Annotated in this window: 23 protein-coding genes and 1 pseudogene; 21 read left to right on the forward strand and 3 right to left on the reverse strand. The window is 57.8% G+C overall.

Going from position 1 to position 26,188, the window contains the following annotated elements:
- Positions 1 to 271: 271 nt before the first annotated feature.
- Positions 272 to 1,396 (forward strand): annotated as a pseudogene (locus AKU94_RS08425) (IS3 family transposase).
- Between the two features lie 57 nt (positions 1,397 to 1,453).
- Here the strand turns inward: AKU94_RS08425 and AKU94_RS08430 are convergent.
- Positions 1,454 to 2,050: a helix-turn-helix domain-containing protein gene (locus tag AKU94_RS08430; RefSeq protein WP_050526884.1), complete on the reverse strand. Its 597-nt coding sequence runs from the start codon at positions 2,048 to 2,050 to the stop codon at positions 1,454 to 1,456.
- A 209-nt stretch (positions 2,051 to 2,259) separates the two neighbouring features.
- On the opposite strand from AKU94_RS08430, the gene AKU94_RS08435 reads away from it, so the two are divergent.
- The 13 genes from AKU94_RS08435 (at position 2,260) to AKU94_RS08495 (ending at position 16,928) form a co-directional block, all read left to right on the forward strand.
- Entirely contained in the window at positions 2,260 to 3,294 is a 1,035-nt protein-coding gene (locus AKU94_RS08435; protein ID WP_198144876.1) for an ABC transporter substrate-binding protein, read from the forward strand.
- 81 nt (positions 3,295 to 3,375) lie between these two features.
- Positions 3,376 to 4,542: an ABC transporter permease gene (locus tag AKU94_RS08440; protein ID WP_050526855.1), complete on the forward strand. Its 1,167-nt coding sequence runs from the start codon at positions 3,376 to 3,378 to the stop codon at positions 4,540 to 4,542.
- 1 nt (position 4,543) lies between these two features.
- Positions 4,544 to 5,332, forward strand: a complete 789-nt coding sequence (locus AKU94_RS08445) for an ABC transporter permease (protein WP_050526856.1) — start codon at positions 4,544 to 4,546, stop codon at positions 5,330 to 5,332.
- Between the two features lies 1 nt (position 5,333).
- On the forward strand, positions 5,334 to 6,398 hold the full coding sequence (locus AKU94_RS08450) for an ABC transporter ATP-binding protein (RefSeq protein WP_050526857.1): 1,065 nt from the start codon (positions 5,334 to 5,336) through the stop codon (positions 6,396 to 6,398).
- A gap of 17 nt (positions 6,399 to 6,415) precedes the next feature.
- Positions 6,416 to 7,717: an NAD(P)/FAD-dependent oxidoreductase gene (locus tag AKU94_RS08455; protein WP_050526858.1), complete on the forward strand. Its 1,302-nt coding sequence runs from the start codon at positions 6,416 to 6,418 to the stop codon at positions 7,715 to 7,717.
- A 27-nt stretch (positions 7,718 to 7,744) separates the two neighbouring features.
- On the forward strand, positions 7,745 to 9,703 hold the full coding sequence (locus tag AKU94_RS08460) for an oxidoreductase (protein WP_050526859.1): 1,959 nt from the start codon (positions 7,745 to 7,747) through the stop codon (positions 9,701 to 9,703).
- A gap of 161 nt (positions 9,704 to 9,864) precedes the next feature.
- Positions 9,865 to 10,365: a TRAP transporter small permease subunit gene (locus AKU94_RS08465; protein WP_050526860.1), complete on the forward strand. Its 501-nt coding sequence runs from the start codon at positions 9,865 to 9,867 to the stop codon at positions 10,363 to 10,365.
- Positions 10,355 to 11,677, forward strand: coding sequence for a TRAP transporter large permease (locus AKU94_RS08470; protein ID WP_198144877.1), 1,323 nt, complete (start codon positions 10,355 to 10,357; stop codon positions 11,675 to 11,677). Before AKU94_RS08465 ends, AKU94_RS08470 begins: the two co-directional genes overlap by 11 nt.
- Before the next feature lie 21 nt (positions 11,678 to 11,698).
- The gene (gene dctP / locus AKU94_RS08475) at positions 11,699 to 12,790 is read left to right on the forward strand and encodes a TRAP transporter substrate-binding protein DctP (protein WP_050526861.1); all 1,092 of its coding nucleotides are present in this window, start codon (positions 11,699 to 11,701) and stop codon (positions 12,788 to 12,790) included.
- A 193-nt stretch (positions 12,791 to 12,983) separates the two neighbouring features.
- A complete protein-coding gene (locus tag AKU94_RS08480; protein ID WP_050526862.1) occupies positions 12,984 to 14,045 on the forward strand; it encodes an extracellular solute-binding protein in 1,062 nt (353 codons plus the stop codon).
- 71 nt (positions 14,046 to 14,116) lie between these two features.
- The gene (locus tag AKU94_RS08485) at positions 14,117 to 15,223 is read left to right on the forward strand and encodes an ABC transporter ATP-binding protein (RefSeq protein WP_050526863.1); all 1,107 of its coding nucleotides are present in this window, start codon (positions 14,117 to 14,119) and stop codon (positions 15,221 to 15,223) included.
- Entirely contained in the window at positions 15,220 to 16,083 is an 864-nt protein-coding gene (locus AKU94_RS08490) for an ABC transporter permease (RefSeq protein WP_050526864.1), read from the forward strand. The genes AKU94_RS08485 and AKU94_RS08490 overlap by 4 nt, the downstream gene beginning before the upstream one ends.
- Complete coding sequence (locus tag AKU94_RS08495) at positions 16,080 to 16,928, forward strand: ABC transporter permease (RefSeq protein WP_050526865.1); 849 nt, start codon at positions 16,080 to 16,082, stop codon at positions 16,926 to 16,928. Before AKU94_RS08490 ends, AKU94_RS08495 begins: the two co-directional genes overlap by 4 nt.
- A 6-nt stretch (positions 16,929 to 16,934) precedes the next feature.
- Here AKU94_RS08495 and AKU94_RS08500 read toward each other — a convergent pair whose 3' ends face one another.
- Positions 16,935 to 17,969 carry an Ldh family oxidoreductase gene (locus tag AKU94_RS08500; RefSeq protein ID WP_269744962.1) on the reverse strand — a complete coding sequence of 345 codons (1,035 nt, stop codon included), beginning with the start codon at positions 17,967 to 17,969 and terminating at the stop codon, positions 16,935 to 16,937.
- A 155-nt stretch (positions 17,970 to 18,124) separates the two neighbouring features.
- Between AKU94_RS08500 and AKU94_RS08505 the strand changes: the two genes are divergently transcribed.
- The 7 genes from AKU94_RS08505 to AKU94_RS08535 all read left to right on the forward strand — a co-directional run bounded on the left by AKU94_RS08505 (position 18,125) and on the right by AKU94_RS08535 (position 25,612).
- Positions 18,125 to 19,153: a LacI family DNA-binding transcriptional regulator gene (locus AKU94_RS08505; RefSeq protein ID WP_050526887.1), complete on the forward strand. Its 1,029-nt coding sequence runs from the start codon at positions 18,125 to 18,127 to the stop codon at positions 19,151 to 19,153.
- Between the two features lie 100 nt (positions 19,154 to 19,253).
- A complete protein-coding gene (locus tag AKU94_RS08510; protein WP_050526866.1) occupies positions 19,254 to 20,561 on the forward strand; it encodes an ABC transporter substrate-binding protein in 1,308 nt (435 codons plus the stop codon).
- Positions 20,562 to 20,661: 100 nt separating this feature from the next.
- Positions 20,662 to 21,528 carry a carbohydrate ABC transporter permease gene (locus AKU94_RS08515; RefSeq protein ID WP_050526867.1) on the forward strand — a complete coding sequence of 289 codons (867 nt, stop codon included), beginning with the start codon at positions 20,662 to 20,664 and terminating at the stop codon, positions 21,526 to 21,528.
- A gap of 13 nt (positions 21,529 to 21,541) precedes the next feature.
- Positions 21,542 to 22,372 (forward strand): carbohydrate ABC transporter permease, encoded by an 831-nt coding sequence (locus AKU94_RS08520; protein WP_050526868.1) that lies wholly within the window; start codon positions 21,542 to 21,544, stop codon positions 22,370 to 22,372.
- 11 nt (positions 22,373 to 22,383) lie between these two features.
- Positions 22,384 to 23,388 (forward strand): ABC transporter ATP-binding protein, encoded by a 1,005-nt coding sequence (locus AKU94_RS08525; protein WP_050526869.1) that lies wholly within the window; start codon positions 22,384 to 22,386, stop codon positions 23,386 to 23,388.
- On the forward strand, positions 23,388 to 24,152 hold the full coding sequence (locus AKU94_RS08530) for an L-iditol 2-dehydrogenase (RefSeq protein WP_157056478.1): 765 nt from the start codon (positions 23,388 to 23,390) through the stop codon (positions 24,150 to 24,152). Before AKU94_RS08525 ends, AKU94_RS08530 begins: the two co-directional genes overlap by 1 nt.
- Complete coding sequence (locus AKU94_RS08535) at positions 24,140 to 25,612, forward strand: mannitol dehydrogenase family protein (RefSeq protein WP_050526871.1); 1,473 nt, start codon at positions 24,140 to 24,142, stop codon at positions 25,610 to 25,612. The genes AKU94_RS08530 and AKU94_RS08535 overlap by 13 nt, the downstream gene beginning before the upstream one ends.
- A gap of 9 nt (positions 25,613 to 25,621) precedes the next feature.
- On the opposite strand, the gene AKU94_RS08540 is transcribed toward AKU94_RS08535, so the two are convergent.
- Positions 25,622 to 26,188, reverse strand: coding sequence for a PqiC family protein (locus AKU94_RS08540; RefSeq protein WP_050526872.1), 567 nt, complete (start codon positions 26,186 to 26,188; stop codon positions 25,622 to 25,624).

Genomic DNA, 26,188 nt, shown 5'->3' on the forward strand with positions numbered 1-26,188 from the left:
TAAATGCTAAAATTTACACGTTCTGAATTCAAGCTACCGCGCGCTCAGCGTAAATTGCGCAGCCTTACGACAATCACACAGACCTCTATCGCCCTGAGCCATTCAGGTAACCAATTGAGCCTGCAGGGCAGTTTCCACACCACATAGATCGCTAAGTTTCTCTTCAGTGCGTCACTCACGGCCCAAAGCCGCCACTCGACAGGTAATCCCCCCTAAAATAGTGGTGTTCAAAAGTAGAATTTTCTCGGCAAGATATCTGAGGAGATTTACGATGAAGAATGGACGATACAGCGACGCGCAGATCATGGCGGTGTTGAAGCAAGCGGAGGGCGGTGTTCCGGTTTCTGAGCTTTGCCGGGAGCATGGAATGAGCAGCGCAAGTTTTTATAAATGGCGGGCGAAGTTCGGCGGCATGGATGCGTCATTGATTTCAGAGATGAAGGATATGGCGGAGGAGAACCGCCGCCTGAAGCGCATGTATGCCGAAATGAGCATGCAAAACGACTTGCTGAAGGAAGCCCTTGGAAAAAAGCGCTGAAGCCATCTCGAAGGCGGGAGATGGCCATGAATGCGGTCGCGCAGAACGGGGTCAGCATTGCGTTGGCTTGCCGTGCGTTTGAGATCAGCGAGACGTGCTACCGGTACGCCCAATCCTGAGCGACGAGAACGAGGAGATCGCCGCTTGGCTGGAACGGTTGACCGAGAATAAGCGAACCTGGGCTTTGGCCTATGTTTTTTGTATCTGCGCAACGTCCAAGGCTATGGCTGGAACCACAAACGCGTTTACCGGATCTACTGTGAACTGGAGCTGAACCTGCGGATCAAGCCAAAGAAGCGCCTGAAGCGTGATAAACCCGAGCCATTGGCTGTGCCTGACAGACCCAATGAGACATGGTCGATGGATTTCATGGCTGATCAGCTCGCAGATGGGCGTTCGATCAGGACATTGAACGTGCTGGATGACTTTAATCGTGAAGGCTTATGTATTGAAGTGGACTTCTCGCTGCCCGCAGAGAGAGTTGTCAGAAGCTTAAACCAGATCATCGAATGGCGCGGACAACCTCAGGCAATTCGAGTCGACAACGGCCCAGAATATGTGAGTGGAAAGCTTATGGAATGGGCTGAAAAACACAATGTGCGGCTCGAATACATCCAGCCGGGCAAGCCTCAGCAAAACGCCTATATCGAACGCTATAATCGCACCGTTCGCGGCGAATGGCTGGGACAATACATCTTCGAAACGATTGAGGAGGCACAAGACCAGGCGACTGAATGGCTCTGGACTTACAACAACGAGCGGCCCAACATTCCTCTCACGGTTTGCTTGCAAACCGTTGCCGGACAGCGGGGCATCGGCGGCATAACTCCCGCAATGAAATTGAAAACAGCCGCATGAATTCTATGGCTGGACCCCATTAAAAATGGGGAGATTACCGCTTGACGGCGCTCAAATCTAGACTGTTGCAGGGCTTACGACCCAAATGACTTCACATTCGGAGTCGCCAACCGTCCAGAATCGAACCATGGCCCTTGCCGGAAAAGCAAAACTGTCGCCTTTCTTGATAATATGCGATATTCCGTCAAGCTCCAGCCCCAAGTTGCCGCTGACCACCAGACCGCACTTCCCACCTTCTGTATTTGCGTAGGGCTCTCCTGAATCGGCGCCGGGCTGCATAAGAAACCTTAGCATTTGGATTTGGGGCTGGGTGTCGGGGGTCAGCAATTGCTTGCGCAATTTCCCGTCGTCAAAGGACAGCTCCCGACGGCTGTCTTGCCGGACAATATAATCCCCGCTGTCCTCTGGTCCTTCCAGGCCGGGTTCAAACAGCCAGGCGACAGGCATATCCAATGCGGCGCAAATTGCGCGCATTGATTTGACCGAGGGCAGGGCAAGGCCACGCTCGACCTGGCTAATCATGCCGATCGACAGATGCGCGCCCTGCGCCACCTGTTTAAGGGACATACCTCGCAGTTTGCGGCGTAAGCGTAAGCGCGCGCCGATCTGGGCTTTCTCGTCGAGGGTGACGTTTAGGTTTGTCAGTGTGTCCATGTCATCATGCGATCCTGAAGTGCGCGGCAACATTCGCGGTCCGTCCACTTATATAAACTAAAATAAAATTACTTGAATAATATTTTAATCTTGCCAGAATTTGCAGACGAAAGTTAAGCTGAACAGGCCGCTCCATGAGTGTCGGGGGCGGCAGTCGGGATTGTCGTCAGGGCGTCGAGGAGGGGCCTTGTCCAACAGGGGGAGAATATATGAGTAATGTGATGAAGGTGATTGCGGTCTCTGGGATTGCTGTTTCGATGGCACAGGGCGCACAGGCGCGCGATCTTACGATTGCAGGCTGGGGGGGCAACTATCAAGACGCCCAGCGTGAAGCCTATTATACGCCGTTTGCCGACTCAAAGGGCATGGCCTTTACGGAAACGACCTATCTTGGCGGGCTGGCCGAGGTGAAAGCCATGGCTGACACCGGCAATGTGACATGGGATTTGGTGACCGTCGAGGGTGCCGACCTTCAGCTTGGCTGTGACGAAGGCCTGTTCGAGGTCATTCCGTGGGAGGATATCCCGACACAAAACGAGTTGAACCCCAACGCGATCAATGAGTGCGGCGTGGGCAATGTGGTGATCGGCAACGGCTACGCCTATAACGCCGAAACCTTTGCCGATGCACCTCAGGATTGGGCTGATTTTTTTGACACCGAGAAATTCCCCGGCAAGCGTGCTGTTCGCAACCTGCCCAAGTGGAACCTGGAATATGCGCTTCTGGCCGATGGCGTTGCGGTGGATGACGTATATGACGTTCTGGCCACGCCCGAAGGCGTGGACCGTGCCTTTGCCAAGTTTGACCAGATCAAGGATGATGTCCAGTTCTGGGATGCAGGATCGCAGCCGGTTGAATGGCTTGCGGCGGGCAATGTTGTGCTGAGCACCGCCTATAACGGCCGGATCATTACCGCCAAAGCAGAAGGGCAACCGCTTGAGTTCGTCTGGAAGAATCACATCTACAGCATCGACTCCTGGGCCATCCCAACCGGCGCAGAGCATAAGGATGCCGCGTTGGAGTTTATCGCTTTTGTCAGCGAAGCGGAGCCGCAGGCAAAATTTTCGGAATTGATGCCCTACGGCCCGACCAACATGAAAACCGCAGGGATGTTGGCGGATGATATCGTAAAAGATCTGCCGACGGGAAAGAACACCGAAGATGCGCTGTTTTTCTCTGACGCGTTCTGGATTGACCATTCCGATGCCTTGACGGAGCGCTGGAACAACTGGGCGACGCAGTAATCCCTGACCGGCACTCTTACCAGCCCCGTCTGCCATGACCGGCGGGGCTGGGCTACGGACCTGAATGGAATGGAAAGAGCCATGCGAAACGCAAATGGCAACCGTTTGGCAACAGTGATGTTGCTTGTCATGCCGCTGATGATCTACCTGTTGTTCTATCTTTATCCGCTGCTGACAGTGGCCAGTCAAAGCGTTGATAACAGCACCCTTTACGAACAGTTCCAGACCCTTTCCGAGGTGGTTGAGGAGGGCAGCCCGGATGAACGCGCCGCCGCCCTCGTCGCTGATCTGGTTGCTGCTGATCGGCGTGATCTGGCAGAGGCCGCCCGCAATTTGAACCAGGAACGCAGCGGTTTTCGGTCGCTGCTGATCAACTCTGGTAAGAAGGCCGAAGAAATCCCGCCGACGATGGAGGGTTTGATCGCCTTTGACAAACGGTGGGGGCAGCAGGTCTATTGGGATATTCTGGCCCGCAATATCGCGCCGATCACTTGGCGGCATTTCCAAAAAGCTTCCGGTTTCAAGCCGGATGGCGATGGCGGTTTTGTTCAGGCCGAGGGTGATGACATCTATCTGCGGATCATGGTGCGGACCATTGTCATTGCAACGCAGGTGACGCTTTTGACGCTGTTGGTCGGCTATCCGCTGGCCTATGCTGCGGCCAACGGTAAGCCGCGGCTGGCGACGATCGTGTTCATGGTCGTTTTGCTAAGTTTCTGGACGTCTATTCTGGTGCGGACCTCGGCGTGGGTGGTTTTGTTGCAGACCCATGGCTTGCTGAATAACCTTTTGATATCACTGCGGATCATATCCGAACCTTTGCAGCTTATCTTCAACCGGTTCGGCACTGTGGTTGCGATGACGCATGTCTTGCTGCCCTTTGCGATCCTGCCGATATTCAACGTCATGCGCACCATTCCAGTGTCCCAAAGCGACGCCTCACGCAGCCTTGGTGCCGGTGGGGTGGAAACCTTTTTGCGGGTCTATTTCCCGCAAACCCTGCGCGGCGTGGCCGTGGGCGGCGGCACCGTGTTTATCCTGGCGCTTGGCTTTTACATCACGCCCGCGCTGACAGGCGGTCCGAGCGACCAGATGCTGTCGTATTACATCGCGGATTTTGTGAAAAAATCGCTGAACTGGGGCATGGCTTCGGTGCTCTCGGTCATGCTCTTTGGCTGTGTGGTGCTGATTTTGGGCCTTGGGTCCGGGGCTTGGCTCTTGTTCAAATCCCGCAAAGGAGGGCATTGATATGTCCCGCGCAATCTATTGGATAAGCCTTGTCCTAAGCATGCTGTTTCTTGCGTTACCTTTGCTTTTGGTCCTGCCGCTTGCCTTTAATGAGAGCTCTTTTCTGACCTATCCGATGGAGGGGTTTACCCTTGACTGGTTCAAGATCGCCTTTACCCAGCCCCCATGGATGCCTGCCTTTCTGAACAGCCTGAAGGTGGCATTCGGCGCTGCTGTGGTTGCGGTGGTGATTGGCGGGCTGGCCGCGATGGGGACCATGCTTTCGGGGCGTTTTGGCCAGATTATCCTGTCGGGGCTGTTCATCTCGCCCATTGTCATCCCTTCGGTGGTCTTGGGCGTGGCCTTTACCTATGCGTTCGGGCGTGCGGGCTTTGGCGGGGGTTACATATCGCTGGTGCTGGCGCATGCGATCCTTGGCGCGCCGCTGGTGTTCTTGTCGGTGATGACATCGCTCAAGGGGCTGGACCCGGAGCTGGAGCGCGCGGCCGCATCGATGGGGGCATCGCGCGCTTATCGGTTTCGCACTGTGACCTTGCCGCTGGCGGCACCGGGTTTCATGACGGGCGCGCTTTTTGCCTTTGTCACCTCATTCGATGAGGTGGTTGTCGCGCTGTTTCTGGCGGCCCCGCAATCAACGACGCTGCCGATCGCGCTGTTCTCGGGCCTTCGGGACCGGTTGGAGCCGACGATCATCGCTGTCGCCCTAATGCTCTCCTTGCTTTCGTTGATGTTCTTGCTGGTGCTGAACTGGCTGCAACAACGTTCGCGCTACAAAACGCGTGGGAAATAACATGTCCTCTTTGGAAATCAAAAATATCGACAAGTTTTACGGCGCGACACAGGCGCTTTTTGATGTCTCGCTGAATATCGAGATGGGGGAGTTTGTGACCCTGCTTGGCCCTTCGGGATCTGGCAAAACCACCTTGCTGAAAATCCTTGCGGGGTTTGAGCCGGTCAGCAGCGGCACCATTCTGATGAACGGGCGCGACATCAGCCTGCTGTCGCCGGAAAAGCGAAATTTCGGGTTGGTGTTCCAAGGCTATGCGCTGTTTCCGCATATGACGGTGCATGAGAATATCGCCTATCCTCTAAAGGTGCGGCGTGTCGCCAAGGATGAAATTGATGAACGGGTAACAGCCATTCTGGACCTGGTGCAGCTTGGCAAATTCGCAGGCCGCTATCCGGCAGAGCTTTCGGGCGGCCAGCAGCAACGCGTGGCGCTGGCGCGCGCCTTGGTGTTCAAACCCGATCTGTTGCTGTTGGATGAGCCGATGTCGGCGCTGGACAAAAAGCTGCGCGTCGATCTGCAAGAGGAGCTGCGCGATATTCACCGCACGCTTGGCACGACCTTCATCAATGTGACCCACGATCAGGAAGAAGCGATGCATATGTCCGATCGCATCGCGGTAATGAACCATGGCCGGATTGCGCAGTTTGACACCGCCTTCAATCTTTACCGTCATCCTGACACGCGCTTTGTCGCTGATTTTGTTGGCAAATCAAACATTCTGGACGGCGAGGTCGTGCAAGAAGGGGATACGGCCATGTTCCGCGCCAAGGGCGTTGCGGTCCCACTGCCCGAGGCGCCGACAATGCTGGAGGCAGAGCTGATGATCCGCCCAGAAGATGGCACGGTCGAGGTGGAGGCCGCTAATGATGGCCGTATCTATCTGCCGGGCAAGGTGCTCAGTTCTACCTATTCCGGCGATCGCGCGCTCTATTCGCTGGCGATGGATATGGGGGAAAATTTCATCGTTTATGGCTCTGCCCGCTCTGGGATCCATGGCGATGGGGCGCGGGTGCTGATGGGTTTTGCACCCGGCGACTGCACATTGTTGCGCAAGTTGAACGGCTAGGCCCGAAGGGGGACGCGATGAAAACGACGCCTTTCTGGTGGGAGGAGGCCGCGCCGGAACACGCCGAGCGCGTGATCGACCGCGACCATTGCGGGGTGCTGATTGTCGGGGCGGGCTATACCGGCCTTTCGGCCGCGATCACCTTGGCCGAGGCGGGCGTCGATGTTATCGTGATTGAGGCTCAGCGGATCGGTGAGGGGGCAAGCTCTCGCAATGGCGGGCAGATCGGAAATACGCCCAAGTTTGATCTGGCCACAGCCAAGCGCAGGTTTGGCGACAAACGCGGTGCCGAGGTGATCGAGGATTACCGCCAATCGATGCCTTTTATGATCGGGCGGGTAAAGTCGTTGGGTGCGGATGTGGATCTGAACCTCAACGGTTCCGTCACCGGTGCGCATTGCCGTGCCGACCTAGCGAATATGCGCGCGGCCCGTGCCGCCTTGCCGCCCGAGGCGCAGGCAAAGCTGGAGATACTAGAGGAACATGAGGTCCCCCGCGCCATCAAGACCGAAACCTACCGCGGGGCGGTGATCAAACACGGGCAAGGCTCTCTCCATCCGGCGAAATATGTGCGGGCCTTGGCCAATCATGCACGCGCGCTTGGGGTGCGTATCTTTACCGGCTGCCACTATGGGGGCGCGCAGCGCGGGCCTGCGGGGTTTGAGGTTGCGGTGACGGCGGAACAAGGCCCTATCATGCTGCGCGCCGATCAGGTCTTGATCGCGGTCAACGGCTATGCCGGGCCGGAAGTGCCATGGCTGCGCAAACGCGCGGTGCCGGTTCAAAGCTATATCATTGCGACGCAAAGCCTGCCCTTGGAAATGATGGAAGAGTTGCTGCCGATGAACCGCGCGGCAAGCGATACCAAGCGGGTGCTGTGCTACTATCGCCGCTCACCGGATGGGACGCGGATGCTGTTTGGCGGGCGCGCGCGGTTTCGCACCACCAGCGAGGCCCGTTCCGCGATCGGTTTGCGCGGCTATATGGAGCAGATCTTTCCCGGCCTCAAAGGGGTGGAGATCACGCATTCATGGCTTGGCAATGTGTGCTTTGCCTCGGATTTCACCAGCCATGTCGGCAGGATGCCGGACGGGCTGCATTATGCGTCATGCTTTAACGGCAGCGGTGTGTCGATGGCGACCTATATGGGGCACCGCGTTGCCGGATTGATGCTGGGCCAAGAGGATGCGGATCGCGGTGTGGTCAATGCGCCTTTTCCCAAGGTGCCGCTTTATAATGGCAAGCCGTGGTTCTTGCCTGTGGTCGGCGGCTTGTACCGGCTTCAAGACAAATTGGCCCGTTGGCGCGACGGCGCCTAAGGCCCCACTTCATCCCAAGGAAAACCCATGAACGCCAAGGCATTCCCGCATCTTTTTACCCCGCTGACGATCCGGGGCACCACATTGCGCAATCGTATCATGTCCACCGGGCATGATACGTTGTTGCCCCATGGCGGGCATGTCTCGGATGACTATATCGCCTATCAAGAGGCCCGCGCCCGTGGGGGGGCCGGTTTGATCGTCACGCAGGTGGCCGGTGTGCATGAGACCGCGCGCTATACCGCGCATTTGCTGATGGCCACCGATGACGATTGCATCCCCGGCTTTCGCAAACTGGCCGAGGCCTGCCATGCCCATGGCGCGGTTGTGATCTCGCAGCTGTTCCATCCGGGGCGTGAGATCATGGAGGGCGCGAATGGCCTGTTGGCAGTGTCCTATTCCGCCTCGGCGGTGCCGAACGAGCGGTTCAAGATGATGCCGCGTGCGATGGATAAGGCGATGATCGACGAGGTGGTGCGGGGATATGCAGATGCCGCGCGCCGGATGTGGCAGGCGGGGTTTGACGGGGTGGAGTTTGTCGGCTCTCATGGCTATTTGCCCGCGCAATTTTTGAACCCTTCGGTGAACCTGCGCACCGATGATTATGGCGGATCGCCGGAAAACCGTTTGCGTTTCCTGCAAGAGGCCCTGGCCGCGATGCGCGCCGCCACGGATGGGAATTTTATCATTGGCATGCGGCTTTCTGCCTCGGAGCGCGACGAGGGCGGGCTGACGATAGAGGACGCCTTGCAGGCCAGCTGCGCCTTGCAAGAGCAGCTTGACTACCTCTCGCTGACGGTCGGGACCTCGGCCACTCTGGGTGGTGCGGTACATATTACCGCACCGATGAACTTTCCCGCCGCCTATGTCGCGCCCGAGGTGGCACGATTCAAAAAGGCGCTGACGATTCCGGTTTTTGCCACCGGCCGCATCAACCAGCCGCAAGAGGCCGAGGGGATGCTGGCGCGCGGCGAGGCGGATGTTTGCGGCATGACCCGCGCGCTGATCTGTGATCCGGTGATGCCCAATAAGGCCGAGGCGGGGCAAGTGGATGATATCCGCGCCTGTATCGGCTGCAATCAGGCCTGTATCCACCATTTCCATAAGGGGCTTTCGATCAGCTGCATCCAGCATCCCGAAACAGGGCGCGAGCTGCGCTTTGGCACCAAGCCGCAGGCGGCCTCCCCCCGCAAGATCATGGTGATCGGCGGCGGCCCAGCGGGGCTGAAGGCGGCAGCCACCGCGGCCGGGCGTGGCCATGATGTCACCCTTTATGAGGCGGCGGCCCAGCTTGGCGGGCAGGCGCTTTTGGCGCAGCTTTTGCCGCATCGCGCGGAGTTTGGCGGTATTGTCACCAATCTGGCGGGGGAATGCCTGCGCGCAGGGGTAAAGATTGTCAAAGGCCAGATCGTCGATGCCGCGTTGATTGATGAAACCGCGCCTGATGCGGTTATTCTTGCCACAGGGGCTGTGCCCTATTTGCCGGACATCGAGACAGACGGAGAAATGCAGATCCTGAATGCCTGGGAGGTGTTGCGCCGTGAGGCCCGCGCCGGTGCGCGTGTGGTGATTGCCGACTGGCGTGCCGACTGGATCGGGATGGGGCTGGCCGAGATGCTGGCGGCAGATGGGTCGAATGTACGTCTGGCGGTCAATGCGCCGATGGCAGGGGATACGATCCCCTATTACGTGCGCGATACGATGCTGGGCAACCTGCACCGGCTGGGCGTGGAGGTGATCCCCTACGCGCGGCTTTACGGCACGCAGGATGATACGGTGTTCATGCAGCACACCGCCTCACAAGAGCCGATCATGCTGGAGGGGGTGGACAGTCTGGTGCTGAGCCTCGGCCACCGCCCGCAAGATGCGCTGCAAGGGGTTATCCGAGCGCGCGGCATAGAGTTGTATCAGATCGGCGACGCCATGACCCCGCGCACCGCCGAAGAAGCGGTTTTCGAGGGCATGACGGCGGGGACCAGCGTCTGACATACTGGTAGAAGGCTGACCTTGCGTCGCTTTTTCTGCGCAGGGTATTATCATGGTTAAGGATCGAAAAATTGGTCGAACTGCTTGGCACCGCAAGATTATTACCTTGTAAATTTCCCTGCGATCGGTTTTCTTGCCAGCCTATATAGGGAGAGGCAGCTATGATCATCAAAGCGATCGATACTCTGAATGAGGTCGTTGGCAGGGTTGTGTCTGTGGTCGCGATTATTTTCGCCGCCATGATTATTTTCGACGTGATAATGCGATATGTTTTCAATGCTCCGACGCGCTGGGCGTTTGATGTGACCAAGCAGCTATACGGTTTTTACTTTGTGATGCTGGGGGGGTACGCGCTGCGTCACCAGTCGCATGTGCGCGTTGATCTGGTGACCGAAACGCTGGGCAATACGGCGCGGCGCTGGGTCGAGGTTGCGGGCTATCTGATCTTTTTCTTTCCATTTGCCTGGGTGTTCGTCACCCGCTCGTGGGAGTTCGGGATGCGGTCCTGGGCGCAGGGAGAGACCACCTACGGCTCCGTCCAGCTGCCTGTTTACCCCTTGAAACTGGCGATGGCTGCCGCGGCCTTTCTGTTGCTGATACAGGGCATCTCCGAAGTGCTGAAACTTATCCTTGGACGCGAGGTTGCGCACCATGACACCTGAGATTATCGCCCTTTGCATGTTCGGGCTTTTGCTGACCGGCCTGTTCATGGGGCACCCTTTGGCCTTTGTGCTTGGCGGCACGGCTGTTCTGGGCACCTTGATTGCGGGCAAGCCGATGGTGCTGGGCATCGTGATCAACCGGATTTTCGGCGATGTGCTGGATAACTTTACCCTGATCGCGATTCCCTTGTTTATTTTGATGGCGAGGTTCCTGTCCGACAGTGGCGTGACCGACAAGATGTTCGAAAGCCTGCGTTTGCTCTTGTCCAACGTGCGGGGCGGGCTGGCGCTTGCGGTGGTGTTTATCTCCATCCTGCTGGCGGCGACGACCGGGATTATTGGTGCCTCGATCACCGTGATGGGCGTTATGGCGCTGCGTCCGATGCTGCAATACGGCTATTCGCCGACGCTGACGACAGGGGTTATCGCGGCTTCGGGTTGTCTTGGCATTCTGATCCCGCCGTCGATCATGTTGATCCTGATGGCCTCCTATTCGCCGCTTTCGGTGGGCGAGCTGTTCGCCGGCGCGATGATCCCCGGTGTGTTGCTGGGCCTGCTCTATGCGGTTTGGGTGGTGATCGTTGCGATTTTCGACCCTAAATCGGCCCCTGCGGTAGAGCCGGACGAGAAGATCGAACGCGCGGCACTTTTGCGGATGCTCTTGATCGAGGCCTTGCCGCCGCTGGTGCTGATCCTTGGTATCCTTGGGTCGCTTCTGGCCGGGATTGCTACGGCGACCGAGGCCTCGGCCATTGGTGCGGCCTTGGCGCTTGGCATCGTTATCCTGCGCCGTAAATTTGAGTGGAAATCCTTCTATTCGGCGATGTTGGAGACGGGGCGGACTTCCGCGATGATCCTGTTCATTGTGGTGGGTGCCACGGCCTTTACCGGGGTGTTCAATATCACCGGCGGACTGCGCGCCACCCAAGAGATCATCCGCGGCCTTGATATGGCTCCATGGCTCTTGATTGTGATGATGCTGTTCATCGTGTTTATTCTCGGGGCGTTTCTGGACTGGACTGGCATTGTGCTGTTGTCCTTCCCGATTTTCCTGCCCATCATCCAAGAGATGGACGTGAACCTTTTGTGGTTCGTGGTGTTGATGGCCTTGGTGCTGCAGACCTCGTTCCTGACGCCGCCGTTCGGCTATGCGCTGTTCTACTTGCGTGCAATCGCCCCCAAAGAGGTGCGCACCGGGCAGATTATCGCGGGTGTGATGCCCTTTATCGGGCTGATTATTCTGATGTGTCTGGCCGTGGCACTTATACCGCAACTTGTGCTTTGGTTGCCACATACCCTTTATACTAACTGACCTTTTGAGGAGGAGAGACGAATGAAAACCATTCCTATGATCACTGCGGCGGCCTTGTCGTTTGGTGTTGCAGGCGCTGCTGTTGCACAAGAAAGCTGGACCATGACGACCACATGGCCCACCTCGCTGGAGCTGATCGAGATCGACAAGCATTTTGTCGAGCTGGCCAATAAGCTGACCGGTGAAGACCTCAACATCGAGTTCTTTGAAGGCGGCGCATTGGTTCCTGCCGGTGAGGTTTTCGGTGCGGTTGAATCGGGTACGATTCAGGCCGGCGCTGACTGGCCGGGTTATTGGGCCGGCCGCAACTCGGCATTCTCGCCTTTGGCCACGACAGCATCCCTTTTCAACGCAGTGGATTACGTGAACTGGATCCAGCAGTGGGGCGGTGCCGAGATCTATAACGAGATCTATGGCAAATTTGGCATGGTCTATTTGCCATACGGTGTGACCAACAACGAATCCGGTTTCCGCACCAACAAAAAGATCGAAACGCTGGATGACCTGCAAGGCATGCGTCTGCGCCTTTCGGGCTTGGAGCAGGGGCGCCTGTTGGAAGAGCTTGGCGGTAGCCAGGTATCCATAGCGGGTGGTGAGATCTATCAGTCGTTGGAACGCGGCGTGATCGACGGTGCTGAATTCTCGACCCCGAACGTCGATTTCTCGGGCGGTTTCCAGCAGGTTACCAAGTTCTGGGCGACGCCCGGTTGGCACCAGTCGGCATCCATCTTTGGTGTGATGATCAACAAAGCCTCTTGGGATGCGCTCAAGCCTGAAACCCGTGAGATGCTGCAGGTTGCGGCGGATGCGAACCTGATCTGGTCGCTTGCCTTTACCGAAAAGCGCGCGACAGAGGCCTATCAGCAGTTCAAGGATGCCGGTATCGAGATCACCCGTTACGACGATGCCACGCTGGAAAAAGTTCAGGAAATGGCGAACGCCGTTATTGAAACAACAGCTTGTGAAAACCCCGATAGTGCGAAGGTTTACCTGAGCATGATGGAATATCTGGGTGATTACGCCAAGTGGCGTGACGCCTCGGCACCGTTCAACCTTGGCCGGACTCCAAATGGTCCTGACGTCGAGAAACTGCGTGAATGTGCGGCGCAATAAAAACGCGCTGAAATACCACCGGAAAGACCCGCTACAAGCGGGTCTTTTTGTATCCAGTTGCGGGAATGGGTGCCGGGGTGCCGTTTTATATGGTAACGTAATGATATTGTTACACTATTATGTTTACCTCATGAATGCTTGAATAAGTTTGTTCAGGGCGGCAAAGTGCCTATACCACCATGGGAGAAATGAAATGACACATAAACTATATCTAGGCGCCACCGCGATTGCGCTTGCTCTGGCGGCCCCTGCACATGCGGACACCTTGCGGTTGCTGACATGGGGCGGCTATGCCCCCGATGCCGTCATCGACCTCTTTGAGGCAGAGACAGGCCACACGGTTGAGGTGACGCTGTCCAACAATGAGGAAATGATCGCCAAGCTGCGCGCCACCGGCGGCGGCGGTTTTGATCTGGTCCAGCCAAGCCAGGACCGTATCGCAGGCCCCCAGCGTGAATTCGGTATCTACAAGCCGATTGATCTGAGCAAGGTCGACGCCTCGCTTTTCATCCCTTCGATGTTGGAGGCGACCAAGGCCAATACCACCGTGGATGGCGAGGTTTACGGCTTGCCCAATATCTGGGGCACCTCCGGTCTGATCGTCAATTCCGCAGAGGCACCAAACGTCAAGGATTACACCGATCTTTGCGACGAATCGCTGACGGGCAAGGTGAGCTACCGTTTGAAGCGGCCAACCCTGATCGGCTTTGCCTTTGCGATGGGGATGGACCCATTTGCCGCCTATGACGACGAGGCCGCCTATAAGGATATCCTCGACAAGGTCGAGGCCAAGCTGATTGAATGCAAACCTGTCGTAAAGGCCTATTGGGGCGGCGGCGACGAGCTGTTGAACCTTATGCGCTCGGGTGAGGCGGTTGCCTCTATGGCGTGGGACACCGGCGGCTGGAAGCTGAACAACGACAACCCCGATATCAACTTTGTTGCACCGGCTTCGGGCGCTTTGGGTTGGGTTGATACCTTTGCCTTGCCCGCACAGGGCCGCGCGGATGACGCCGCCTATGCCTGGATCAACTTTGTGATGAAGCCTGAAATCGCCGCGATGGTGACCGAGGCTGCGGGCAATTTCACGGCCTCCCTCGGGGCGGATGAATTCGCGGATGAGGTGTTGAAGGCACAATATCAATCCAGCTTCCCGGCTGAGGCGATTGACAATATCCGTTGGTATCCTCCGGTTCCGGCCAATCTGGAACGGATCGAAGGCGAAGCGCTGGACCGCGTCCAAGCCGCGAAGTAAGAAGCGTTTTATTGCTATCGGACGGCCCGGTTTCCAGATCGGGCCGTCTATTCCAATTCAAAGGACATGACATGACTGCCGATCTTACCTCCGATTTGGAATGCCGCGCGCTGACACGGCATTTCGGTGATGTCGTTGCAGTGCAGGGGGTCGATTTTTCGGTTGCTGCGGGGTCGTTCTTTTCGATACTCGGGCCGTCGGGCTGTGGTAAAACCACCATCATGCGGATGATTGCGGGGTTTTTGGAACCCACCAGCGGCGATATCCGCATCAAGGGACGGTCCGTTTTGGGGGTGCCGCCGAACAAGCGGCCGGTGAATATGGTGTTTCAGCATCTGGCGCTGTTCCCGATGATGAATGTGGCCGAAAACATCGGCTACGGGCTGCGTCGCCAGGGTGTCGCCAAGGCTGAGATTATCCGCCGCACAGGTGAGGTTCTGGAGCGCATCAACCTGCCGGGTATTGGCACCCGCAAAGTGTCTGAACTTTCGGGCGGTCAGCGGCAGCGCGTGGCCATTGCCCGCTGCATGGTCTTGCAGCCGGATGTTTTGCTGCTGGATGAGCCCTTGGGCGCGCTTGACCTCAAGCTGCGCGAAAAGATGAAGGTAGAGCTGAAGGCGCTTCAGGCAGAGTTTGACACGACCTTTGTCTATATCACCCATGATCAGGGTGAGGCGCTGGTGATGTCGGATGCTGTGGCGGTGATGAATGCCGGCCGGTTTGAACAGGTCGGCGCGGCGCGTGACCTTTATTACCGCCCTGAAACCGCCTTTGTGGCCGGGTTTGTCGGTGAGGCAAACCGCTGGCGCGGGCGTGTGGAAGCCGTTGATGGCACGCTGGCAGAGGTGCGCAGCGAAAGCGGTCTGTTGATCCGCACCCAAGGCCAGAACCTGCGCCCCGGCGACAGGGTCGAGATTTTTGTGCGGCCAGAGGCGATTGCCATCAACCTCGATGCGAAAACTGCCGCTGCCAGCCCGAACCAGATGGCCGTGCAGGTCAGCGCTTTGTTGTTCAACGGCGCCAATAGCCGCGTTTTGGTGCGTGACCCGCAATCGGGTGCGGAAATCGACGTCGCCTTGCCGCAATCTGCCGAATTTTCAAACCTTGCCAAAGGCGCGCAGGTTCATATCAGCTGGGGCCGCGAACAGGCGCTTTGCTTTGCGGATGCAACGCTATGAGCAGCAAACGCCTCGGGTTTTTCCTTTTGCTGGCACCTTTGGTGCTTTGGCTGGGGTTGCTTATCATCCTGCCGCATATCGATATGGCCATTGTCTCCTTGCGCACCCGTGTTGCGCCGCGTGAATATGCGCCAAGCCTTGATAATTACGCGGCCTTCGTGACAGAGCCGCTGTATCTCTTTACCTTCCTGCGCACTGCCGTGATGTCGATCCTCGTAACCGTGATCACCCTGATCATCGCCTTCCCGATCAGCTATTACATCGCCAAGATCGCCAAGGGCCGCAGTCAGGCCGCTTTGTTCCTGATGTGCCTTGTCCCCTTTTGGGTGTCAGAGCTGGTCCGCACCTTCGGCTGGATCATCTTGTTGCGCGAAACCGGCGTTATCAGCGGCTTTTTGCAATGGCTCGGGCTGGCGGATCAGCCGGTTGAGATGCTTTATAATGATGCCGCGATGATGCTGGGGCTTGTCTATACCTCGATGCTGTTCATGGTGGTGCCATTGACGACAACGCTGGAAAGCCTTGATGACGCGGTGATTGAGGCGGGCTATGACCTTGGCGGCACCGGCCCCTCGGTCCTGCGCGAGATCGTTATCCCCCACGCCATGCCGGGCATTGTTTCGGGCTGTATCGTGGTGTTCATGCTGTCATTGGGCAATTACCTGACGCCCACAATGTTGGGCGGCAAGGACAGCCTTTGGTTCACCCAGTTGATCTATTCGCAGTTCATCGTCCGCTTTAACTGGGAGCTGGGCGCGGCCTTTGGCTTTTGCCTGCTGTTTGCGTCATCGGTTATCGTCTGGGCCACGCTGCGCTTGACCGGCCAGACATTGGAACGCACAATGGGAGAAGGCTCATGATCCCCTCAATCCCGCGCTCGCGCGCAATGCGGGTGGCTTATGGCGCCTATGTGACCGCGTTTTTCATGTGGCTGGCCTTGCCGCTGATCACCGTGTCGGTCTTTGCCTTCAACGACAGCCTGTTTCCTTCGCTGCCGTGGGAGGGGTTCACTTGGGGTTGGTTCTTTGGCGATGCCCGCCCGCAGATCGGCCTGTTCCATGAGCGGCGGATTTTGGCCTCTATCGGCACCTCGGCCTTTATTGCGACGGTGGTTTCGGCGCTTGCGGTGACGGTGGGCACGACCAATGCCTTCCTTTTCAACCGCTACAGCTTTCGGGGGCGCGGGTTCCTTTATGTGCTGATGCTGCTGCCGCTGGTGGTGCCGGGGATCGTGCTCGGGATCTCTATTTTGGTGTTTTCCAGCCGCGTGGCCGGCGTGGTACAGGATGTGACCGGGCTTTATACCGAGGTATTGCGACCGGGCCTGCCTTTGGTGATCGCGGGGCAGTTTTCCTTTATCACCACGATTGCGACGCTGGTGATTTCGGCCCGCCTGATCAAATTCGACCGCTCGCTAGAGGAGGCCGCGCTGAACCTTGGCGCGGGGCCCCTGACGGCGATCAGGACCGTGACCATCCCCTATTTGCTGCCCGCATTGGTTGGCGCATTCGTGGTGTCCTTCCTCATGAGCTTTGAGAATTTCAACACCACCTTGATGCTTGTAGGTTCCGATGCGCCGCTGACGATCACGATGTTCGACCGTCTGAAGGAAGGCTCCACCCCTGTTTTGAACGCGGTGTCCTTGTTGTTGATGCTGGGGTCGGCGGTGCTGGCGTTGTTGATGATCGCGGTGCAGCGGCGCTGACGTGGATCACGGCAAAAGGGCGGTGATGCGGTCATGCAGGGCGGCTGAAATGGTGATGCCGTCCTTATGGGTTTGGGCGCGCCGCGCATAGCGTTGTTGCGAGGGCAGCCTTGCGCCTTGCTCTGTGAAGCCTGCGAAAAGCTGTTCGGCACGGGCGCTGTTTATCTCAGGGTCCGCCCCGCCAAGCAAGGCAGGGTCCAGCGCGATAATCAGTTCTCCGTGGCAGGGCGCGGCCTGCACGCCGCCATCAAAATCCATTGAGGCGCGGCTGGTCATATCCCCGATCAACGGCCCGGCAAGCAGTTCGATCATGGTGGAAAGGGCCGTGCCCTTATGCCCGCCAAAGGTTGACATTGCCCCGGCCAACACAGCCGCCGGATCGTTTGAGGGCTGACCCGCGGCATCCACCCCACAGCCGTCGGGCAGGGTTCCTCCCGCCAGCTTTGCCATTGCAATATCGCTGCGGGCCATGGCGCTGGTTGCAAAGTCGAATACGAAAGGTTCCCCCTTTGCGCGCGGCCAGCCAAAGGCCAGCGGATTGGTGCCGAGCACGGGGCTCGTGCCACCAAAAGGCGCCACCCATGCGTGACTCGGCGTCATCGCCAGCGAGACAAGACCCCGTTTGGCCAGCCGCTCCACCTCTGGCCAAAGCGCCGAAAAGTGAAAGCAGTTGTTGATGGCAAGCACCGCAACGCCGCAGGATTTGGCCTTTCGTTCCAACATGGGCAGTGCCCGTTCAAATGCCAGAAGCGAATAGCCAAAACCGGCATCGGCGCGTACGACAGCGGGGCTGGGGTTGGTGATTTCCGGCTCGGCATAGGCGACAAAATTCGGGCTTTGGATTGTCATCACACAACCGGGCAAGCGTTGCAGCCCATGAGAGGCGCGCCCGTCCGCCTCACAATCCGTGATCGTTTGTGCCACCGGCCCAGCCTGTGCATCCGATAGCCCCGCGTGGCGCAAAACCGACAAGGCCAGGGATTTTACCTCATCAAGGGTCAGTTTGATATTGACGTGGGAAGCGGCTGTCTTGTCAATCACGAGATTTTCCTTTGGGCGGCGTGTAACGATCTGTGCTGCGATACAGCCCTGAAAACAGCAAAGAGTCAAACTTGACGCCCCCCGAAGTATTTTCATAAGGTAAGTTATATAATTAGCGCGCGTCAATGTTGGGGTGCCTGGGACGGGGTGTCATCATGACTGAACATAAGATCCGCAACATGGAGGAGTTTTCCGCCAAATGTGGTGTGTCGCGTCCCACCGTTTCAAAATACTTCAATGATCCGAACAGCGTTCGGAAGTCGACGAGAGATCGCATCGAGGCTGCGTTGGAGAAGTTCGATTTTCGGCCGAATGTTTATGCGGTAAATCAGAACCGGCGGCTGACCAAGAATATCGGGATCGTTGTCCCCTTCGTGGCCGATCCCTTTTTTGCAGAGCTGGCCCGCAATATCGAGCGGCGCTGCATCGATGCAGGTTTTTCGCCGTCAACTTTCAGCGCGCACGGCAGTGTGGAGCATGAGAACGAAATTCTTGAAACCCTCAGGTCCATGCGGCCTGCGGGTGTTTTACTGGCGCCGCTTGGCCGTGCCTCGGATAAACGTAAGATCGAATCCTTTTGCGAGAATGTCCCGACCGTTCTTTTTGACTGTAATATCGAGGGGATAGGCGTTCCGTTCATCGGTTCGAACAATTTCCAGTCGGTGCCGCTTATGGTGGATTACCTTTGCCGCACCGGAGAACCGCCGTGTTTTTTCGAGATGGCGCCAGTAAACCCGAATGCGAACAAACGGCGTGATGCCTACCGTCTGGCGATGGAGAGATTGGGTCATGAGCCGAAAATCCTACGTGTAGAGGGGCAGGGCTGGGAGTTTGAGAGCATCGGCTATGGGGGCGGGATGCGTGCCTTTGCCGAGGGCGGATTTGGAAGCAGCACTGTCCTTTGCAGCAATGACCGTCTGGCAATTGGCCTGTTGGCTGCGGCCTATGAGAGCGGTGTGCGTGTTGGCCTTGGCGCGGGGTGCAGCCTGCGTGTCGCGGGCCATGATGATCACCCGTTCTCGCGGTTCACATGCCCGTCCCTGACGACGATGGCACAGGATTACAAGGCCATCTCTGAGCGGAGCGTGGAAACATTGCTGGCGCTGATCGAAGGTGGATCTGCGGATGATTCGGCGCTGAGTGGCTTATTTGACGGGCATCTTGTGCTGCGTGCATCCGCTTGAATTTGCCCATACTTTACGCGCGTAAAATTTATATTGACGCCGCGCAGTGCTGCCGTTTACTCTTATCCCCAAGAAGAGGGACACTAAGGGAGGACGACACATGAGACTGAAGGCACCATTGACCATGGCGAGCATGGTTGCACTGGCCACGGCTGGCTTTGCGCAGGCAGAGACAACGCTGACCATTGCGACCGTGAACAACGGCGATATGATCCGCATGCAGGGTCTGGCCGAGGATTTCACATCGAAAAACCCTGACATCAAGCTGGAATGGGTCACGCTGGAAGAGAACGTTCTGCGCCAGCGCGTAACACAAGATATTGCGGCCAAGGGCGGGCAGTTCGACGTGATGACAATTGGCACCTATGAGGTTCCGATCTGGGGTGCGCAGAACTGGCTGGTCTCGTTGAATGATCTGCCGGCCGAATGGGATGCGGATGATATTTTGCCCGCGATCCGTGGCGGTTTGACCATCGACGGCGAACTTTACGCGGCACCTTTCTATGGCGAAAGCTCGATGGTGATGTATCGTCGCGATCTGATGGAGGCCGCGGGCCTTGAGATGCCGGATGAACCGACTTGGGCCGATATTGAAAAAGCCGCCGCGGCGATGAACGACAAGGAAAACGAGGTCTACGGTATCTGCCTTCGCGGCAAGGCCGGTTGGGGCGAGAACATGGCGTTCTTGACCGCGATGGCCAACTCCTTTGGTGGACGTTGGTTTGACGAGGATTGGAAAGCCCAGTTTGACAGCCCCGAGTGGAAGACGACGCTTGATACCTACATGAACCTGATGAACAACTACGGCCCTCCGGGGGCGTCGACAAACGGGTTTAACGAGAACCTGTCGTTGTTCCAGCAAGGCAAATGCGGGATGTGGATTGACGCGACCGTTGCCGCTTCTTTTGTCACAAACCCTGAAGATAGCACTGTGGCCGATAAGGTCGGCTTTGCGCTTGCCGCCGATAACGGGCTTGGCAAACGTGGCAACTGGCTTTGGGCTTGGTCCTTGGGCATCCCTGCAGGTTCTGACGCCACAGAAGAGGCCAAGAAGTTTATCGCCTGGGCCACAAGCAAGGAATACACAGCCTTGGTTGCGGCAAGCGAAGGCTGGGCCAATGTTCCTCCGGGCACGCGGACCTCTCTTTATGAGAACCCCGAGTACCAGAAAGTGCCTTTTGCGGAAATGACCCTGCGGTCCATCAACTCCGCCGATCCGAACGAACCAACGGTTGATCCGGTGCCTTATACCGGCGTGCAATTCGTTGCGATCCCGGAATTTGCGGGCATCGCGACACAGGTTGGCCAAGAGTTCTCGGCCGCCCTTGCAGGCCAGCAATCGGTGGATGAGGCGCTTGCCAAAGCGCAGGCCCTGACCACTGACGAGATGGAAGCCGCTGGCTACTGATCTCCGGCTTATGGGGGCGCGTCGGTTTGCGCGCCCCCATTCGCACCCTAATTCCGACAGACGCAATCAACCGCGGCTTTTGCCCGCGAGGAGAAATGTCATGGCGACCCATCAGTCCCGATCCGCAGCCCGTTTGATGATGGCCCCCGCAGTTGTCCTGCTTCTTGGCTGGATGCTGGTGCCGCTGTCGATGACGCTTTATTTTTCATTCAAGAAGTACCTGCCCCTGCGCGGCGGTGATCTTGGTTGGGTAGGGCTTGAGAATTACACCCGCTTTGTTACCTCCAGCGCGTTCTGGCCCTCGGTTCAGGCGACATTGGTTATTGTCGGAGCGGTTCTGGTGATCACCATCGTCTTAGGCATCCTGCTGGCGATGCTTTTGGACCAGCCGATGTGGGGGCAGGGGATTGTCCGCATTCTGGTCATTGCGCCCTTCTTTGTGATGCCAACGGTTTCGGCGCTGGTCTGGAAGAATATGTTCATGGACCCGGTGAACGGCTTGTTCGCGCATCTGTGGCAGTTCTTTGGTCTGGCCCCGATCGAATGGCTCAGCCAGGCCTCGATGACCTCGATCATCATGATCGTGTCGTGGCAGTGGTTGCCCTTTGCGACGCTGATCCTGCTGACGGCGATCCAGTCGCTTGACGGTGAACAGATGGAGGCCGCCGAGATGGATGGCGCGCCTGCCCTGTCCAAGTTCTTCCACCTCGTGCTGCCGCATATGGCCCGCGCAATCACCATCGTGGTTCTGATCCAGATGATCTTCCTTCTGTCGATCTTTGCCGAGATTTTCGTCACCACCCAAGGGTCCTTTGGCACCCGCACGCTGACCTATCTGATCTATCAGCGCGTGCTGGAAAGCCAGAATGTCGGGCTCGGCTCGGCCGGTGGGATATTCGCGGTCATTCTTGCCAATATCATTGCCATCTTCCTGATGCGCATTGTCGGCAAGAATCTGGACGCCTGAGGGGGAACGTATAATGGCACGCACAGTCACCACAAATCGCAAGATCATCAATACCGCCGCGGCCTGGACCATCGGCTTGCTGATCTTCTTTCCGATCCTCTGGACCATCCTGACCAGCTTCAAATCCGAGGCAACCGCAATCGCCGACCCGCCGGTCTTCCTGTTCTTTGACTGGTCGCTGGAAAACTACCGTGTGGTGTTGGAGCGGTCCGATTATGGGCGGTTCTTGCTGAATTCGGTTATCATTGCGGGTGGATCGATCATTCTGGGCATCATCGTCGCGGTACCTGCGGCATGGTCGATGGCCTTTGTGCCGGGCAAATATACCAAGGACATCCTGCTTTGGATGCTCTCGACCAAGATGCTGCCCGCGGTCGGGGTGCTTTATCCGATCTATCTGATCTTCATCAAGATGGGGCTTTTGGACAGCCGGATCGGGCTGACGGTGATCTTGATGCTGATCAACCTGCCGATCATCGTCTGGATGCTCTACACCTATTTCCGCGAAATCCCCGGCGAGATTCTGGAGGCCGCGCGGATGGACGGGGCGACCCTGCGCGAGGAGATCGTCTATGTGCTGACCCCGATGGCGGTGCCGGGCATTGCCTCGACCTTGCTGTTGAACTTCATCCTTGCGTGGAACGAGGCCTTTTGGACCTTGAACCTGACGGCGGCAAAAGCGGCCCCGCTGACCGCTTTCATCGCCAGCTATTCCAGCCCCGAAGGCTTGTTTTACGCAAAACTCTCTGCCGCCTCGACCATGGCCATTGCGCCGATTCTCATCCTTGGCTGGTTCAGCCAGAAGCAGCTTGTGCGCGGTCTTACCTTTGGCGCGGTTAAATAAGGAATTATCTCATGGGAAAAATTCAACTTAAGCAGGTCACCAAGAAGTTTGGCGACGTCCAGGTCATCCCGCCCCTTGATCTTACCATCGAGGACGGAGAGTTCGCGGTCTTTGTCGGCCCATCGGGCTGTGGCAAATCCACCCTGTTGCGCATGATCGCAGGTCTGGAGGATCTGACCACTGGCACCATCGCGATTGATGATGCGGATGCGACCGATACGCCACCGGCCAAGCGTGGGCTGGCGATGGTTTTCCAGTCCTATGCGCTTTATCCGCACATGTCAGTGCGCAAGAATATCGCCTTTCCGCTGCGGATGGCGAAGATGGATAAGGCCGAACAGGACCGCCGGATTGCGGCGGCGGCAAGTGCGCTGAATCTGACCGATTATCTCGACCGCCGCCCCGGTCAGCTTTCGGGCGGGCAGCGTCAAAGGGTGGCCATCGGGCGCGCGATTGTCCGCGAACCTTCGGCCTTTTTGTTTGATGAGCCACTGTCGAACCTCGATGCCGCGTTGCGTGTCGGTATGCGGCTGGAAATCTGCGAAATGCACGAACGGCTGAAAACCACGATGATCTATGTCACACATGATCAGGTCGAGGCGATGACCATGGCCGACAAAATCGTGGTGCTGCAAGCCGGTGTGATTGAACAAGTGGGCAGCCCGCTGGAGCTTTATCATGCGCCGCGCAATCTGTTTGTTGCCGGCTTTATCGGGTCGCCAAAGATGAACCTGATTTCTGGCCCCGAGGCGGCCAAGCGCGATGCGGTGACCATCGGCATCCGGCCTGAACATATCGACGTCTCGGATAGCGGCGGGATGTGGCAGGGCAAGGTCGGGGTCGCCGAACATCTCGGCTCTGACACCTTCTTTCATATCCACGACACGGGTCTGGCCGAGATGATCACTGTGCGCGCCCCGGGTGAGGTCAGTTTCCGCCACGGCGACACCATCCATCTGACGCCCCGCGCCGATCAGATCCACCGCTTCGATGCAGAGGGGCTTAGGCTGTCATGATGCGCCTAGAAGGAAAAACCGCACTGATCACGGGCGGTGCGCGCGGGATCGGGCGTGCCTTTGCTGCTGCCTATATCCGTGAGGGCGCAAAAGTTGCCATCGCTGATATCGACATCGCACGGGCCCGCGAAACCGCGGCCGAGCTTGGGGCGATAGCGGTTGAAATGGATGTGTCATCCCAGGCCAGCATTGAGCGTGCTGTGGATGAGACTGCCGCCGCACTGGGGCATATCGACATCTTGATCAATAACGCCGCGCTATTTTCCGCTGATCCGATCGTCGAGATCAAGCGCGCCGATTTTGACAGGTTGTTTGCGATCAATGTTGCTGGCACGCTTTTCACTATGCAGGCGGTTGCAAAGAAAATGATCGCGCAGGGACAGGGTGGCAAAATCATCAATATGGCCAGTCAGGCGGGCCGTCGCGGTGAGGCGCTGGTCGGTGTCTATTGCGCGACAAAGGCCGCGGTGATCTCGCTCACGCAATCGGCGGGGCTTGATCTGATCAAATACGGCATCAACGTGAATGCGATCGCCCCCGGCGTGGTCGACGGAGAGCATTGGGACGGGGTCGACGCATTTTTCGCCAAACATGAGAATAAGCTTCCCGGCCAAAAGAAGCGTGAGGTGGGGGCTGCCGTGCCCTATGGCCGTATGGGCCAAGCCGAAGATCTGACCGGGATGGCGGTGTTTCTGGCCAGCCCCGAGGCGGAATATATTGTTGCACAAACCTATAACGTGGATGGTGGCCAATGGATGAGCTGATCCCCCTGTCAGATGCAACGCTCGGGCAGATGACCGTGCGCGTGCCACGCTATGATCGCGCGGGCCTGCGTCCCGGCATCGTTCATATCGGGCTGGGCAATTTTCACCGCGCACATCAGGCGTGGTACCTGCACCGTTTGTTCGACGAAGGTCTCAACCATGATTGGGCCATTGTCGGTGCTGGCGTGCGCCCCGGCGATGCTGCCCAACGTGACCGGCTTCTGGCGCAGGATTGCCTGACCACCTTGATAGAGCTGGACCCCTCGGGAAAATCGGCCGAGATCACTGGTGCGATGATTGATTTCTTGGCCGTAGAGGCGGGCAATGGCCCCCTGATCCGGCAAATGGCGGATCAGGACATTCGGATCGTGTCCCTGACGGTGACCGAAAGCGGCTATTTCACCGACCCAGCAACGGGTGATTTTGATGCGACCCATGACGATATTCAGCATGACGCCGCAAACCCGGACCGCCCGCGTACGGCATTTGGGGCCATGATTGCAGCGCTAAGGCTGCGCCGTGATGCTGGTGTTGGGCCCTTTACCTGCCTTAGTTGCGATAACCTGCAAGGCAATGGGACGGTTCTGCGTCAGGCAGTTCTGTCGCTTGCGCGTCTTTCGGACCCCGCGCTGGCCGATTGGATCGAGGCCGAATGCAGCTTTCCCAACTCGATGGTGGACTGCATTGTTCCGGCCACGGGCCCGGCCGAAATCGCATTGGCCCATAGTTTCGGGATCAAGGATGCCGCCCCCGTCACCCATGAGAATTTTCGTCAATGGGTGATCGAGGACAATTTTTGCGCCGGTCGCCCCGATTGGCACAAGGTCGGTGCGACATTTTCTGACAGGGTGCATGATTTCGAGATGATGAAGATCCGCATCCTGAACGGCGGACATCAGGTTATCGCAGCCTCGGGCGAATTGTTGGGGTTGGGGACGATTGCGCAAACCATGGCGCATCCCGGTATCCGCGCGCTTTTGCGTAAAACCGTCACCGAGGAAATTGCGCCGCATGTGGCCTCAGTTCCCGGATGCTCGGCGCAGGAATACCTTGACCTGGTTGAGCGGCGCTTTTCCAACCCAGAGATTGCCGATACCACCCGCCGCGTGGCCTATGACGGGTCAAGCCGCCACCCGGGGTTTATCGTGCCCTCTATCCGCACGGGATTGAAGGCTGGGACCCCTGTTCGCGGACTCGCACTCGTCTCGGCCATATGGGCGCGCTATTGCACGGGCATTCGTGAGGATGGCAGCGAAATAGCGCCAAATGATCCTCATTGGGATTTGTTGGTGTCCGCCGCAAATGCCGCAAAAACTGCGCCGAATGCGTGGCTGGATATGCGGCAGTTTTACGGAGAGTTGGTTGATAATAAAGGCTTTGCTGCGGAATTTTCAACCTGGATGACACTTATCCATAGCGATGGGGTCGAGGCCGCAATCGAGGCCTATACCCACAGCTAATCCTGCACCCTAGCGGCCCAGCTTCTTGATGATAACAGCCGCCAGATTGTCAATTGCAACCCCTGTCGCCTGTGCTACGGCGGCGGGGGAATTGTCTGTCATCGGGGCTGTTACCGTGAACCGCTGGATGGTTTCACGGATCGCACCACGGGGGGCGGCGATGGCGAACTGCCCGCTTAGCTCAAACTGACCATCCTTTTTCGCAATCATACGGTCGATGCGCACCTCCAGCCGGGCATCGGCGGAATCGGCCAATGGCCAAGGCTCGGCCGCGACATTGGCGGTGGAGCGCAGATCGAGGCTGCGGGCCAAGGCGCCGGTCACGCCGCGCACCGGATCATCGGCCCAGATCGCCTTGGACACAACCGTCAGCACGCCGTCTTCTTGCTCCACCACAATCTCCGAGGCGGCGGCATAGGCCGGAAGTGACACCTCACGCACCTCGATGCTCCGTACTGCCACCCGCGTTTGACTGGTCTCGGTCGGGGCGGCGATGGGAAAGCGCGCATTGGTATCCCCGCAGGCAAAAAGCGGCAGGGCGGAGGCGAGGGTGATGGCAGCGATACGCAGGGTCAT

This window comes from Pseudorhodobacter aquimaris (assembly GCF_001202025.1).
Classification (GTDB): Bacteria; Pseudomonadota; Alphaproteobacteria; order Rhodobacterales; family Rhodobacteraceae; genus Pseudorhodobacter; species Pseudorhodobacter aquimaris.